Consider the following 13,935-nt stretch of genomic DNA (forward strand, 5'->3'; position numbering starts at 1 on the left):
GATCGGCCTTGGGCTCGAAGACCAGTTTTTACCGATCTTCTGCGGCGATGGAACAGGCCTCGTCCCGAGCCCGTCGAAGGACGAGGTAGGGAGCCGTGGTCCTTAGACCACGCGCTCCACCAGCATCTTCTTGATCTCGGCGATCGCCTTGGCCGGGTTCAGGCCCTTCGGGCAGACCTGGGCGCAGTTCATGATCGTGTGGCAGCGATAGAGCTTGAACGGGTCCTCGAGGTTGTCGAGGCGGTCGCCCGTGGCTTCGTCGCGGCTGTCGATCAGCCAGCGGTAGGCGTGCAGCAGGGTGGCCGGACCCAGATACTTGTCGCCGTTCCACCAGTAGCTGGGGCACGAGGTCGAGCAGCAGGCGCAGAGGATGCACTCGTAGAGGCCGTCCAGCTTGGAACGGTCTTCCGGCGACTGCTTCCACTCGGTGCGCGGCTCGGGCGTGACGGTGTGCAGCCAGGGCTCGATCGAGGCGTACTGGGCGTAGAACAGCGTCAGGTCCGGGATCAGGTCCTTGACCACCGGCTGCGACGGCAGCGGGCTGATCTGCACGGCCTTGCCGGGCGTGTCGGCGTGGCCGTGGGTGCAGGCCAGGGTGTTGCGGCCGCCGATGTTCATCGCGCACGAGCCGCAGACGCCCTCACGGCACGAGCGGCGGAAGGCCAGCGTCGGGTCGATGGTGTTCTTGATGTAGAGCAGGGCGTCCAGGACCATCGGGCCGCAGGCGTCGACGTCCACCTCGTAGGTGTCCCAGCGCGGGTTGCGGCCGTCTTCCGGGTCGTACCGGTAGACCTTGAACGAACGCGTGTTCTTGGCACCGGCCGGGGCGGGCCAGGTCTTGCCGTTCTGGACGGTGGAGTTCTTCGGGAGGGTGAGCTGAACCATCGATCGTACCCTCAGTACACGCGTTGCTTCGGCGGGATGTAGTCGATGTCCTTGGACATCGTGTAGCTGTGCACCGGCCGGAAATCGATCTTCACCTGGCCGGTCGACTGGTCGAGCCAGGCCAGGGTGTGCTTCATCCAGTTGGTGTCGTCGCGCGTGGAGAAGTCCTCGCGGGCGTGGGCGCCGCGGCTTTCGGTGCGGTTCACCGCCCCGGCCACGGTGACGACGGCCTGGCCGATCAGGTTGTCGAACTCCAGGGTCTCCATCAGGTCGGTGTTCCACACCAGGCCCCGGTCGCTGACCTTGATGTCCTTGGCCTTGTCCCAGACCGCGCCCAGGCGCTTGACGCCGCTTTCCAGGCTCTCGCCGGTGCGGAACACCGCGGCGTCCTCCTGCATGGCCTTCTGCATCTCGAGACGCAGGGCCGCCGTCGGCGTGCCGCCGTTGGCGTTGCGGAAGCGGTCGAAGCGGGCCAGGTGGCCGTCGGTCATGCTGTCCTTCAGCTCGGGCTGGGTGGCGCCGGGCGTCAGGATCTCGGCGCAGCGCAGGGCGGCCGCGCGGCCGAACACCACCAGGTCGATCAGGCTGTTGGAACCCAGGCGATTGGCGCCGTGCACCGACACGCAGGCCGCCTCGCCCACGGCCATCAGGCCGGGGATCACCTGGTCGGGGTTGTCGCCCGACTTGGTCACGACCTCGCCGTGATAGTTCGTGGGGATGCCGCCCATGTTGTAGTGGACGGTCGGCAGGACCGGGATCGGCGCCTTGGTCACGTCGACGCCGGCGAAGACCTTGGCGGTCTCCGAGATGCCGGGCAGGCGCTCGTGCAGGATCTTCGGGTCCAGGTGGTCCAGGTGCAGGAAGATGTGGTCCTTGTTGGGGCCCACGCCGCGGCCTTCGCGGATCTCGATGGTCATGGCCCGGCTGACCATGTCGCGCGGGGCCAGGTCCTTCACCGACGGGGCGTAGCGCTCCATGAAGCGCTCGCCCTCCGAGTTGGTCAGGTAGCCGCCTTCGCCGCGGGCGCCCTCGGTGATCAGGCAGCCGGCGCCGTAGATGCCGGTGGGGTGGAACTGCACGAATTCCATGTCCTGCAGCGGCAGGCCGGCGCGCAGCGCCATGGCGTTGCCGTCGCCCGTGCAGGTGTGGGCCGAGGTGGCCGAGAAGTAGGCGCGGCCGTAGCCGCCGGTGGCCAGGATGACCATCTGGGCCTGGAACCGGTGCAGGGTGCCGTCGTCCAGCTTCCAGGCGGTGACGCCCCGGCAGACGCCGTCTTCCATGATCAGGTCGAGCGCGAAGTACTCGATGAAGAACTCGGTGTCGTGGGCCAGGGACTGGCCGTACATCGTGTGCAGCATGGCGTGACCGGTGCGGTCGGCCGCCGCGCAGGTGCGCTGGATCGGGCCTTCGCCGAAGTTCTTGGTCATGCCGCCGAAGGCGCGCTGGTAGATCTTGCCGTCCACGGTGCGCGAGAACGGCACGCCCCAGTGTTCCAGCTCGTAGACCGCCGCCGGGGCGTTGCGGGTCAGGTACTCGATGGCGTCCTGGTCGCCCAGCCAGTCCGAACCCTTGACGGTGTCGAACATGTGCCAGCGCCAGTCGTCCTGGCCCATGTTGCCCAGCGAGGCCGAGATCCCGCCCTGGGCGGCGACCGTGTGGCTGCGGGTGGGGAACACCTTGGTGACGCAGGCGGTCTTCAGGCCGGCCTGGGCGCAGCCGAGCGCGGCGCGGAGGCCCGAGCCGCCGGCGCCGACGACGACGACGTCGAAGCGGTGATCAATGAACTTGTAGGCCGACATCAGAGGGCTCCGGTGAAGGCGACCTTGAGGATCGCCACGACCCCAAGAGCGCCGCCGAGGACGCAAACGAAAAGATTGGCGAGGACCAGCACGGTCTTGGTCGTGAAGTCCGGGACGTAGTCCTCGATCACCACCTGCACCGCGCCCTTCAGGTGGACCAGGGCGACGACGATCAGCAGGCTGAGCAGGACGGTGTTGTGCGGGATGGCCACCCATTCGGCGGCGCCGTCGAAGCCGAGGCCGGCCAGGCGCAGGGCGGCGAACACGCCCCACAGGGCCAGCGGGATCAGGGCGATGCCCGAGACGCGCTCGGTGACGAAATGGCCGACGCCGTGGTGCGAGGCGCCCAGGCCGCGGGCCCGGGACATCGGCGTGCGGAAGCGGGCGGAAGACGACTTGGCCATGATCAGAGCGCTCCGGTTTGGGCGGCGATCACCCAGACGACGATCGCGCCGACCACCGCGAAGGCGATGGCGGCCGCGCCGGTCATGTCCGCCGTCTTCGGCGTGAAGCCCTTGCCGGCGTCCCAGAAGGTCTGACGCACGGTGTAGGCGATGTTGTAGAGCACGGCGACGGTCAGGCCGAACAGCACCAGCTTGCCCAGCGGCGAGCCGAGGCAGCCGGTGTAGCAGGCGTAGGCCTGCGGACCCGAGGCCAGGGCCAGGGCCCAGCCGGCCAGCAGCAGCACGCCGACATAGAGGGCGAAGACGGTGGCGCGATGCAGGATCGAGCAGGCCATGGTGATGTGCCAGCGCCAGACTTGCAGGTGCGGCGACAGGGGGCGCTCGGGCAGACCCCCGCTGGTCTCGGTCATGGTTGTGTCCAACCCTTTAGCTTTGTGCGTTGCGGGATGCTTTTAAGCGCGACGCCCCGGGTGTCAACGCGGGCGCCCTTGTTGAGAAACGTTCTCATGACCGAGAGGATGGGCGCGGCGGAATACAGGCGCCGCAGCGCGCGGGGGCGCCCGCACCGGGTCGATCGCCGTTCGCCGAGCGCGTTCAACCTTTCGTTCAAACCTAGACAGTAAACGGGCCGTTGACCAAGTTGGGGTGCGTTCAATGGCCGCAGGGATTTCAACGGACGCGCCGGCGCCGGCCGGCTGGCGACGGACGCTCGGCGCGCTGTTCGACGTGCTGCGCGTCGCGGGCGGCGACACCGGCGGCATGGGCGCGCGGCTGGTGTTCTCGGCCGTCGTCTTCTGCGCCACCCTGCCCTATTCCAGCGACCACGCGCCGTACTTCTGGATGGCGGCCATGGCCGTCCTGGCCGTCGCCGAGGCGCGGACCACTGCAACGGGACGGGGCGGCGCCGCCGACCTCTTCGCCTGGATGCAGAGCGCCGGCTACGGCCTGGCCGGCTTCTATCTGACCTTCTTCCAGGTCGGCGCGGCCCAGACCTTCGGCGTGACCCTGTACGGCGTGGTCATGTTCGAGATCCTGGTGCGCGACTACGCCCGGCCCAAGCGCCTGCTGACCAACCTGACGCCGATGCTGGTCTCGATGGTCGTGGTCCAGCTGGGGGCCAGCGCCCGGCTGATCCAGCGCGACCAGCCCTGGCGGATCGCCACGGTGCTGGCCACCACCTACCTGGTGTTCCGCGTCTTCCGCTCGCTGCAGATCGACCTGACCCGGGCCCGTCGCGAGCTGGCCGAGGCGCGGGGGCGGGCCGAGGCCGACGCCCGCACCATCCGCGAGGCCCACCGCATCGCCCTGATGGCCGAGGACATGGCCGGGGTCGGCCACTGGCGCATCGACGTGGCCAGCGGCGTGACCACCTGGTCCGAGGGCGTGTTCCGCATCTATGGCCGGGAAACCTCGGCGGGCGTGCCCGACCGCGAGGTCCAGCTGACCCATTTCCCCGCCGACGACCGCCCCCGCTGGCGGGCCGAGCTGGAGACGGCGGCCGAGACGGGCGAGCCGTTCGAGTTCGAGACCCGCCTGACCCGGGCCGACGGCACGGTGCGCGACATCGTCAGCCACGTCGCGGTCGAGCTGGACGCCGAGGGCCAGGTCGCCACGCTGTTCGGCGCCCTGATGGACGTCACCGAGTCCCGCGCCCGCGAAACCGCCCTGCTGGACGCCAAGCTGCGCGCCGAGGCCGCCGCCGAGGCCAAGGCCGAGTTCCTGGCCAATATGAGCCACGAGATCCGCACGCCGCTCACGGCGATCAACGGCTTTTCCAGCCTGCTGGCCGACATCGACGACCTGTCGCCCGACGCCGGCCTCTATGTCCGGCGGGTCAGGACGGCGGGCATGACCCTGCTGACGGTGGTCAACGACATCCTGGAGTTCTCCAAGCTGGAGTCCGGCCACGTGGCCCTGTCGCCCCAGGCCTTCGCCGTGGCGCCGTTCCTGGACGACGTCATGGCCCTGTTCGCCGAGCAGGCCCGCGCCAAGGACCTGGCCCTGTCGCTGGATCTCGACCCGGGCGTGCCCGCGGCCCTGGCCACCGACGCCAACCGCCTGCGCCAGGTGATCGTCAACCTGGTCAGCAACGCCATCAAGTTCACCGAGGCCGGCGAGGTGCGGGTGGGCGTGCGCCATGCCGACGGCGTCTTGCACGTGTCGGTGCGCGACACCGGCTGCGGCGTGCCCGAGGACAAGCGCGACGGCCTGTTCCAGCGCTTCTTCCAGGCCGACGGCTCGATCAGCCGCCGCTACGGCGGCACGGGCCTGGGCCTTTCGATCTGCAAGGGCCTGGTCGAGCTGATGGGCGGCTCGATCGCCATGGAGCCCGCCCCGGGCGGCGGCTCGATCTTCGCCTTCGACGTCCGCGCCGACGAGGCTGCGGCCGCCCCGACGGGCGCCAACATCGAACGCGCCGGACCCGTCGCCGTCGCCCAGGTCCTGGTCGTCGACGACGTGGCGGTGAACCGCGAACTGGTGCGCGCCATGCTGCAGGCCGTCGGCCACGAGGTCTCGGAGGCCGCCAGCGCGGCCGAGGCCCTGCGCCTGACCGCCTGCGAGCGGTTCGACCTGATCCTGATGGACCTGCAGATGCCGCAGGTCGACGGCTTCACCGCCGCCCGCGCCGTCCGCGCCCAGGACAGCGCCAACCGCGACACCCCGATCATCGCGCTGAGCGCCGACGTCCTGCCCGAACACGTGGCGGCCAGCGCCGAGGCCGGCATGAACGGCCACATCGGCAAGCCGATCTCGCCGGCCGAACTCCTGGGCGCCGTCGAGCGCTGGACGGGGGTGCGGGTGGGGGGCGAAGACGTCGAACGGGAACAGGCGTAAGGCGGACGTCGCCTTTCCCTCCCCTTTATGGGGAGGGGGGACCAGCGAAGCTGGTGGGTGGGGCTTCGCCGCCGCCCTTGAGTCATCAAGCCCCACCCGACCCCTTCGGGGCCACCCTCCCCACAAGGGGGAGGGAAAGCTGGAGAGGCGCCCCTACCCCCGAAACACCGTCAGCGCCGCGTGCTGCAGCAGCATGATGGTCTTGGCGTCGCGGATGCGGCCGTCGGCGACCATGGCCAGGGCCTCGTCGATCGCCAGTTCCAGGACCTCGATGTCCTCGCCCTCGTCGGGATGGCCGCCGCCGTCGCCGATCCGCATCGAGGCGTCGTAGGGCGCGACGAAGAAGTGCAGGATCTCGGTCACCGAGCCCGGGCTCATGAAGGCCTCGAAGACCTTGGTCACTTCGCCCAGCCGGTAGCCCAGCTCCTCCTCGACCTCGGCGCGGATGCGCACCTCGGGCTCGGCGTCGTCCAGCAGGCCGGCGGCGGCCTCGATCAGCAGGTCGTCATAGCCGTTGACGAAGGCCGGATAGCGGAACTGCCGGACCAGCAGCACCGTGCGCCGGTCCAGGTCGTAAGGCAGCAGCACCGCCCCGTTGCCGCGGTCGTAGACCTCGCGAGCCTGCGTCTGCCAGGTCCCGTCGCGGCGCTTCCAGTCGAAGGTGGCGGCCTTCAGGACGTACCAGTTGTCGGAGAGCAGCCGGGTCTCGTGGACGCGGACACGGTCTTTCACGCTCATGGGTTCCTCGTCCTCATCACTCTGCCGATCCCAGGCCCATTCTTTTCAACCGTCATCCCGGGCCTTGTGCCCGGGACCCCTCTATCCGCCGCAGGTGCAGCGGTGTGGCGCGCCGGCGCGCCAATCTATCTCACGCGTCAGCTGACCCAGGGGTCCCGGGCACAAGACCCGGGATGACGGTGATGGGGAAGGCTCCGCGCTCGAATATCGATCAATCCTAGTCCCGCACCCGCGCCACATAGTCGGCCGAGCGCATCTCCTGCAGGCGCGACACGGTCCGCTCGAACTCGAACGAGCCGTCGCCGGCCGGATACAGGGCCTCGGGCTCGCCGTGGGCCAGGGCCACCAGCTTGGCGTCGGCCTCGTAGAGGGCGTCGACCAGGGTGTTGAAGCGCTTGGCCGCGTCGCGCCGGTCCGGGGTCAGCAGCGGCACGTCCTCGAGGAACAGGGTGTGGAAGCGCTCGGCGATCGCCAGATAGTCCTGCGGCCCCAGGGCCTGCTGGCAGAGGCTGGCGAACGAGGCGCGCAGCAGGCCGCCGGCGGCGCGCGGGAAGTGCATCTTGCGGCCCAGGACCTCGATCTTGGCGCCGGTCTCCTCGGCTCCGTCCAGCATGTCGGCCCACAGGCGGTCGAACTCGGCGAGGTTGGCCTTGTCGTCCGGGGCCAGCCAGGTGCGGGCGGCGCGCAGGCGGTCCAGCCGGAAATCCACCGGGCCGCGCACGGCCACGATCTCCAGCTTCTCCTTCAGCATCTCGATGAACGGGACGAAGAGCTGGCGGTTGAGGCCGTCCTTGTAGAGGTCGTCCGGCGGCCGGTTGGAGGTGGCCACCAGGGTGACCCCCTGGGCGAACAGGGCCTCGAACAGCCGGCCCAGGATCATGGCGTCGGCGATGTCGGTGACCTGCAGCTCGTCGAAGCACAGCAGGCGGGCGTCGGCGGCGATCAGGTCGGCGGTCGGGGCGATCGGGTCGTCGCCCTTGTGCTGGCCGAAGCGGGCCTTGCGCTCGGCCGCGTCGCCCTTGCGCCAGGCGTTGATGTGCTCGTGCACCTCGGCCATGAACGCGTGGAAGTGCGCGCGGCGCTTCTTGGCGACCGGGGCGCTGTCGAAGAACAGGTCCATCAGCATAGACTTGCCGCGCCCGACCGGTCCCCACAGATAGACGCCCTTCTGGCCCTTGGGCTTGCGGCCGAACAGCGAGAAGCCGGGCTCGCCGGCGTTGTCGAGGTCGGCCTCCAGCCGCGACAGGGCGTCGACCGCGGCGGCCTGGGCGACGTCGGGCTTGATCTCGCCCTGGGCCAGGCGCTCTCGGTAGGCGGTGCGGACGGACGTAGGCATCGCCACGGGGGTTAGCGCGCCGAGGACGGCGGGGGAAGAGCCAACAGCCCACCGAGCCCATCGCGCCCTCTTCCCGTTGTCAGCCCGGAAGCGCGCAGCGCTTGTCCGGGACCCAGGGGCGGCTGCACGGCTTTGGCCCGGTCACCTGGGTCCCGGACAGCCCCTGCGGGGCTTCCGGGATGACAACCTGTTTTGAGGCGCCGGCATCCCTAGGCCCGCCCCGCCGTCCGCATCCGGCCGCGCATGAACTCCACGAACGCCCGCAGCGCGGCCGAGGCGCCCAGGCGGCTGGGATAGTAGAGGTGCCACGAGGTCGGACCGGCCAGATAGGCGTCCAGCACCCGCTCCAGCCGGCCGTTCAGCACATGCCCCATGGCCAGGGGCTCGGGCTGGTAGGTCAGGCCCAGGCCGTCCAGCGCGCCCTTCATCAGCAGGTCGAAGTCGTTGACGCTGAGCGGGCTCTCGACCGCCACCTGGAACTCGCGGCCGTCCTCCTCGAACTCCCAGCGGTAGTTGTTCATCCGGGTGGTCTGCAGGACGTTGAGACAGGGATAGCCCTTCAGGTCGCGCGGGTGCTCGGGCCGGCCCCAGCGCTGCAGCAGGGCCGGGGCGCCGACCACGCAGAACCGGAACGGGTGCGACACCCGCACCGCCACCATGTCCGGCGCGATCATCTCGCCCATCCGCACGCCGACGTCGAAGCCCTCCTCGATCAGGCTGACCTGGGCGTCGTCGACCACGATCTCCAGCTTCACGTCGGGATAGGCGCGGACGAAGTCGGTGATGACCGGGGCCAGCACCATGCGCAGCGCCAGGCGCGAGGTGGTCAGGCGCACCGTGCCCGCCGGACCCTCGCCCAGCGATCGCGCCGAGGCCGTGGCCGCCACCATCGCCTCGACCGCCGGCTGGGCGCCGTGCAGGAAGCGCCGCCCAGCCTCGGTCAGTCCCACCTCGCGGGTGGTGCGGGCGAACAGCGACACGCCCAGCCGGGCCTCCAGCTGCTTGACCGCGTGGCTGACCGCCGCCGGCGTCACGCCCAGGTCGGCGGCGGCGACGGTGAAGCTGCGTCGCCTGGCCACGGTGGTGAAGGCGACGACGCCGTCCAGCAGGTCGCGCTGCATTATCAAGCCCTGTTTGAAACGACGTTCAAACTATCAAGGATTATCGCGGACGGGTCGAGCCCTCATCTTCCCCGTCACGAGGCGAGGACGCTCCAAAGCCCTCCCCGACAGCCAAGGAGATTTCCCATGTCCGCCAACATTTCCGGCAAGGTCGTCGTCGTCACCGGGGCCAGCAGCGGCCTGGGCGAAGCCACCGCCCGCCACCTCGCCGCCCAGGGCGCCCGCCTGGTGCTGGCCGCCCGCCGCGTCGACCGCCTGGAGGCCCTGGTCGCCGAGATCACCGCCGCCGGCGGCCAGGCGATCGCCGTCCGGACCGACGTCACCGTCAAGGCCGACGCCGACGCCATGATCGCCGCCGCCGTCCAGGCCTTCGGCCGGGTCGACGTGCTGGTCAACAACGCCGGCTACATGGCCATCGCCCCGATGTCGGCGCGCCTGACCGACGAGTGGGACAAGATGATCGACATCAACATCAAGGGCCTGCTGTACGGCGTCGCCGCCGCCCTGCCGGTGTTCGAGGCCCAAGGCTCGGGCCAGTTCATCAACATCAGCTCGATCGCCGGCCGCAAGGTCTTCAGCCCGGGCGGCACGGTCTACAGCGGCACCAAGTTCGCCGTGCACGCCATCTCGGAAGGCCTGCGGCACGAGGTGGGCTCCAAGGTCCGCGTGACGGTGATCTCGCCCGGCGGGGTCAACACCGAACTCAAGCACGGCAGCTCGGATGCGGACTCGCTGAAGGCCCTGGACGCCTTCTACGAGATCGCCATCGGCCCCGACGCCATCGCCCGCGCCGTCGCCTATGCGGTGGAACAGCCGGCCGACGTCGACGTCAGCGACATCGCCGTCCGTCCGACCGCCCAGGATTTCTAACAACCCTCCCGCGGTCGATGCGCGCCCCCGGTCATGAAACGTGACCGGGGGCGAGGTCGTTTGGTCCCTGAAACGTCAGAGGAGACCGTCATGGCCCAGCCCGAAGACCGCACCCCGTCCACCGTCGCCCCCGAAGGCGAGACCCGGGCGATCTACGAGGACGACGACAACCTGGAGCTCGACGCGGGCGCCCCGCCGCGCGACGGCGACCTCGACCATGTTCACGGCTCCAAGACCCGCCGGGCCCGCAAGGACGAGATCAGCCGCCGGCCGGTCTAGACCTCGCCGATCATCCAGACCTCGCCGCGCACCACATGCGGCGGGCCGAAATCGAAATCGCGCAGCTCGGTGGCGAAGCCCCGCTCTCCGAAACCCGGCGGGAGCCGAAGGTCCCAGCGTCGGGCGAGGCTGGCCTCGACCGGCGTCCAGGTCTGCTCCTCGTCGTCGCGCGGCGCGAAGGCGCGGAAATAGGCCTCGTCGAAGAAGACGCACACCTCGCTGCCGAACATGTGGGGCAGGTTGATGATCGCCGCCACCCGCGCGCCGGCCAAGCCGGGCGGCCGCCGGTCGGCCAGGGTCCTGGCCGCGTCGATCAGCACCTGGGCCGCGCGGCTCTGGAGCGCCGGCCGCGCCGTCGGCCCCGAGACCAGCGCGTAGGGCAGGGCCAGCTTCCAGTGGAAGTAGCCGCGGCCCTCGTACGGCTTCCAATCGAAGCCCTCGCCCAGGCCGGCGGCCCAGGACCGGAGGCGCCGCATGCGGCGCACGACGTCGTAGCGCGGCCTTTCCGACAGGACGGTGTCGAGGACCCGCACTAGGCGCCCAGGTCCTTCCGCACGAACCGGTAGGTCTCGCGCCGCTCGCAGGCGCAGGCCTTCATCGTGCCGTCCTTGGTCCACCAGACCAGCAGCGGATAGGCGAAGCTCACGCCGTTCTCCTTGAGCAGCGGCCGCAGGTCCTCGACGGTCTTGCGGCCGGCCTCGATCACGGCGGTGCGGGCCACGTCGCCGTCGGCGGGGGCGATGCCGGCGGCCGTCCAGGCCTCGACCGGGGTGGCGTCCCATTTCTCCGACAGCGCCCAGCTGCGGTTGACCCACATCTCGGCCACGGTGGCCCGCTCGGCCGGCGTGGATTTCGGCACGCCGTTGCGGTCGGCGCGGGCGATCTCGATCAGCCGGGTGTCGACCCCGGCCTTGTGCAGGCCCGGATATTCCTCCTGCTTGAACCGCACGCAGTCGGGGCAGGTGCGGAAGCTGACCATGTACAGCTTCTGGCCCTTCAGCCCCGGCGACACCCAGCCGGCGGTCTCCAGGATCTTGGCGATCTCCGCCTGGTTCCGGGTGATCGTCTTGGGCCGCCAGCGCAGGTCGTAGTTCCAATAGGCCCAGACCCCCGCCCCGACGGCGGCGATGACGACGGCGGCGACGAGCCAGCGACCGAAACGCTTCATGCGAGAACTCCCCTCTTCCGACCCCAACGTCCGACGTCGCGGCCGGTCCGTCAAATTTCCAGCCTCGCCTTGGAACCGCGCCCGGCCTTCTCTAGACTCGGCGGATGACCATGCAGCAGGCCCAGGACACGGCCCGCCCCCACATCATCGACACCCTGATCGCCGAGCGGGCGCCGAAGCTGTGCGGCTCGCCGGCCTGGCCGCTGGCGCGCGGGCCGGTGCACGCCCTGCTCAGCTACGGCAAGGCGCGCGCCCTGGCCGAGGCCGTCGCCCCGATGAGCGGCCGCGAGGCGCTGGACTACGTCTCCGGCCTGCTGGCCCTGGCCGTCGATGTCCGGGGCCTGGAGAACCTGCCGGCCAAGGGCGCGGCCCTGGTGATCTGCAACCACCCGACCGGCATCGCCGACGGGGTGGCGGTCTACGACGCCCTCAAGGCCCGCCGGCCCGACATCACCTTCTACGCCAACGCCGACGCCCTGCGGGTGTGCCCGCGCCTGGACGAGACGCTGATCCCGATCGAATGGGTCGAGGCCAAGCGCACCCTGGCCGACACCCGCCGCGTGCTGGAGCGCACCCGCGCGGCGCTGAAGGCCGAGCAGGCCCTGATGATCTTCCCGGCCGGCCGCCTGGCCACGCGCGTCGAGGGCCGGCTGACGGACAAGCCCTGGCAGGCCTCGGCCGTGTCGATGGCCCGCTGGAGCGGGGCGCCGATCGTGCCCATGCATCTGACCGGCCCCTGGTCGACCCTGTTCCACCTGTTCGACGGCCGCTTCCAGGAGCTGCGCGACATCACCCTGTTCCACGAGATGCTCAACAAGCGCGGGCGGCGGTTCTCGCTGATCGTCGGCCGGCCGATCCCGGCCAGGGCCCTGGACCCCGACGCGGCCATGGCCACCGGCGCCCTCAAGCACTTCGTCGAGCGCGTGCTGCCCACCAACCCCGACGCGGTGTTCGGATGATCGAGATCGACCTCCCTGATGAAGCCGCCACCCAGGCCCTGGGTCGGAAACTCGCCCTTGTGCTGCGGCCCGGCGACGCCCTGTGCTTGAGCGGCCCTCTTGGCGCCGGCAAATCGACGCTGGCCCGCGCCCTTATCCGCGCCCTGACCTCGCCCGACGAGGAGGCGCCCAGCCCCACCTTCACCCTGGTGCAGTTCTACGACGGCCCCGACTTCCCGGTCGCCCATTTCGACCTCTATCGCCTGACCGACCCGGACGAGGCCTACGAGATCGGGCTGGAAGAGGCGCTGGAGGACGGCGCGGCCCTGATCGAATGGCCCCAGCGCCTGCAAGGCCGCCTGCCGGCCGACCGACTCGCTATAGACATCAGCCCCACGGGCGAGGATGGACAGGCGCGCCGCGCCACCCTGATCCCGCATGGAACCTTCGAAGGACGCAACCTTGAGCTCTGACCGCGAAACCCTCAAGGCGGCCTTCCTGGCCAAGGCCGGTTTCGGCGACGCCCGCCGCGAGCTGCTCAGCGGCGACGCCTCGACCCGCGTCTACGAGCGCCTCCACCGAGGCGACGAGCGGTTCATCTTCATGGACCAGCCGCCGGCCCTGGAGAGCGTGGTCTGTCCGCCCGGCGCCGGCGAGGCCGAGCGGATCGCCCTGGGCTACAACGCCGCCGCCCGCCTGGCGGCCGGCTCGGTCGCCGCCTTCGTGGCCACGGCCGCCTATCTGCGCGCGCGCGGCCTGTCGGCCCCGGCCGTCCTGGCCCACGACATCGAGGCCGGCCTGGCGGTGCTGGAGGACCTGGGCGAAGGGCTCTACGCCACCCTGATCGCCGAGGGCCAGGACGAGGTCCCGCTGTACGAGGCCGCCGTCGATGTCCAGGTGGCCCTGCACGCCGAGAGCCCGCCCGACGTGCTGACGGCGGAAGGCGGCGTGTCGTGGCCCCTGCTGACCTACGACACCCTGGCCCTGAAGATCGCCACCGACACCTTCCTGGAATGGTGGCCGAAGTTCGCGGGCATGCCCGCCTTCGGCCCCGAGGCCGTGGCCGAATGGGACGCCCTGTGGGCCCCGGTCTGGGTGCGCGGCGAGGCCGGCGCCAGCGTCTTCACCCACCGCGACTATCACGCCCAGAACCTGCTGTGGCTGCCCGGTCGCGACGGCGTCGCCCGCGTCGGCCTGCTGGACTTCCAGGACGCCCTGCGCGCCCACCCCGCCTGGGACCTGACCCACCTGCTGCAAGACGCCCGCCGCGACGTCTCGCCCGAGCTGGAACAGGCCATGCTGGACCGCTACCTGGCCGCCCGGCCGCAGGTGGACCGCGCCGCCTTCGTCGCCGACTACCGCGCCCTGGCCGCCTCCAACGCCGCGCGCATCCTGGGCCGGGTGTTCGCCCGCCAGGCCCTGCTGGGCCGGGCGCACTACGAGTCCTACATGCCGCGCACCTGGCGCTATCTGGAGCGCAACCTGCAGGACCCGGCCCTGGCCGGGCTGAAGGCCTGGTTCGACAAGTATGTGCCGCCGGAGTTCCGTCGGTGAACGCCGCC

At 70.5% G+C, this 13,935-nt stretch carries 15 protein-coding genes; 6 read left to right on the top strand and 9 right to left on the bottom strand.

From position 1 onward, the window contains the following. Positions 1-102: 102 nt before the first annotated feature. The 4 genes from BR39_RS0107740 to sdhC are packed head-to-tail and all read right to left on the bottom strand — an operon-like array spanning position 103 to position 3,498. Positions 103-885 (bottom strand): succinate dehydrogenase iron-sulfur subunit, encoded by a 783-nt coding sequence (locus tag BR39_RS0107740; protein ID WP_029909412.1) that lies wholly within the window; start codon positions 883-885, stop codon positions 103-105. Positions 886-896: 11 nt separating this feature from the next. Continuing rightward, positions 897-2,684 (bottom strand): succinate dehydrogenase flavoprotein subunit, encoded by a 1,788-nt coding sequence (gene sdhA / locus BR39_RS0107745; RefSeq protein WP_029909414.1) that lies wholly within the window; start codon positions 2,682-2,684, stop codon positions 897-899. Beyond that, complete coding sequence (gene sdhD, locus BR39_RS0107750) at positions 2,684-3,088, bottom strand: succinate dehydrogenase, hydrophobic membrane anchor protein (RefSeq protein WP_029909416.1); 405 nt, start codon at positions 3,086-3,088, stop codon at positions 2,684-2,686. The genes sdhA and sdhD overlap by 1 nt, the downstream gene beginning before the upstream one ends. 2 nt (positions 3,089-3,090) lie before the next feature. Then, positions 3,091-3,498 (bottom strand): succinate dehydrogenase, cytochrome b556 subunit, encoded by a 408-nt coding sequence (gene sdhC, locus BR39_RS0107755; RefSeq protein WP_029909418.1) that lies wholly within the window; start codon positions 3,496-3,498, stop codon positions 3,091-3,093. Between the two features lie 244 nt (positions 3,499-3,742). On the opposite strand from sdhC, the gene BR39_RS0107760 reads away from it, so the two are divergent. Continuing rightward, complete coding sequence (locus BR39_RS0107760; RefSeq protein WP_051695261.1) at positions 3,743-5,923, top strand: ATP-binding protein; 2,181 nt, start codon at positions 3,743-3,745, stop codon at positions 5,921-5,923. Positions 5,924-6,076: 153 nt separating this feature from the next. Here the strand turns inward: BR39_RS0107760 and BR39_RS0107765 are convergent, their stop codons facing one another. From BR39_RS0107765 to BR39_RS0107775, 3 genes are all read right to left on the bottom strand, one after another. Continuing rightward, a complete protein-coding gene (locus BR39_RS0107765) occupies positions 6,077-6,661 on the bottom strand; it encodes an NUDIX domain-containing protein (RefSeq protein WP_029909422.1) in 585 nt (194 codons plus the stop codon). A gap of 217 nt (positions 6,662-6,878) precedes the next feature. Next, a complete protein-coding gene (gene zapE, locus BR39_RS0107770) occupies positions 6,879-7,997 on the bottom strand; it encodes a cell division protein ZapE (RefSeq protein ID WP_029909424.1) in 1,119 nt (372 codons plus the stop codon). Between the two features lie 209 nt (positions 7,998-8,206). Further along, positions 8,207-9,118 carry a LysR family transcriptional regulator gene (locus BR39_RS0107775; RefSeq protein WP_029909426.1) on the bottom strand — a complete coding sequence of 304 codons (912 nt, stop codon included), beginning with the start codon at positions 9,116-9,118 and terminating at the stop codon, positions 8,207-8,209. Positions 9,119-9,244: 126 nt separating this feature from the next. On the opposite strand from BR39_RS0107775, the gene BR39_RS0107780 reads away from it, so the two are divergent. Next, positions 9,245-9,988, top strand: coding sequence for an SDR family oxidoreductase (locus tag BR39_RS0107780; protein WP_029909428.1), 744 nt, complete (start codon positions 9,245-9,247; stop codon positions 9,986-9,988). Positions 9,989-10,078: 90 nt separating this feature from the next. Further along, on the top strand, positions 10,079-10,267 hold the full coding sequence (locus BR39_RS0107785; protein WP_029909430.1) for a hypothetical protein: 189 nt from the start codon (positions 10,079-10,081) through the stop codon (positions 10,265-10,267). On the opposite strand, the gene BR39_RS0107790 is transcribed toward BR39_RS0107785, so the two are convergent. After that, positions 10,264-10,800, bottom strand: coding sequence for a DUF3916 domain-containing protein (locus BR39_RS0107790; protein ID WP_029909432.1), 537 nt, complete (start codon positions 10,798-10,800; stop codon positions 10,264-10,266). The genes BR39_RS0107785 and BR39_RS0107790 overlap by 4 nt on opposite strands. Beyond that, entirely contained in the window at positions 10,800-11,435 is a 636-nt protein-coding gene (locus BR39_RS0107795) for a hypothetical protein (RefSeq protein WP_029909434.1), read from the bottom strand. Before BR39_RS0107795 ends, BR39_RS0107790 begins: the two co-directional genes overlap by 1 nt. 104 nt (positions 11,436-11,539) lie before the next feature. Between BR39_RS0107795 and BR39_RS0107800 the strand changes: the two genes are divergently transcribed. The 3 genes from BR39_RS0107800 to amgK are packed head-to-tail and all read left to right on the top strand — an operon-like array spanning position 11,540 to position 13,927. Further along, positions 11,540-12,394 carry a 1-acyl-sn-glycerol-3-phosphate acyltransferase gene (locus BR39_RS0107800; protein ID WP_156035614.1) on the top strand — a complete coding sequence of 285 codons (855 nt, stop codon included), beginning with the start codon at positions 11,540-11,542 and terminating at the stop codon, positions 12,392-12,394. Continuing rightward, the gene (tsaE, locus tag BR39_RS0107805; RefSeq protein ID WP_029909951.1) at positions 12,391-12,846 is read left to right on the top strand and encodes a tRNA (adenosine(37)-N6)-threonylcarbamoyltransferase complex ATPase subunit type 1 TsaE; all 456 of its coding nucleotides are present in this window, start codon (positions 12,391-12,393) and stop codon (positions 12,844-12,846) included. The genes BR39_RS0107800 and tsaE overlap by 4 nt, the downstream gene beginning before the upstream one ends. Next, positions 12,836-13,927: an N-acetylmuramate/N-acetylglucosamine kinase AmgK gene (amgK, locus tag BR39_RS0107810; RefSeq protein ID WP_231499411.1), complete on the top strand. Its 1,092-nt coding sequence runs from the start codon at positions 12,836-12,838 to the stop codon at positions 13,925-13,927. The genes tsaE and amgK overlap by 11 nt, the downstream gene beginning before the upstream one ends. Positions 13,928-13,935 lie beyond the last annotated feature (8 nt).

The sequence above is a fragment of the Caulobacter sp. UNC358MFTsu5.1 genome (assembly GCF_000712075.1).
Taxonomy (GTDB): domain Bacteria; phylum Pseudomonadota; class Alphaproteobacteria; order Caulobacterales; family Caulobacteraceae; genus Caulobacter.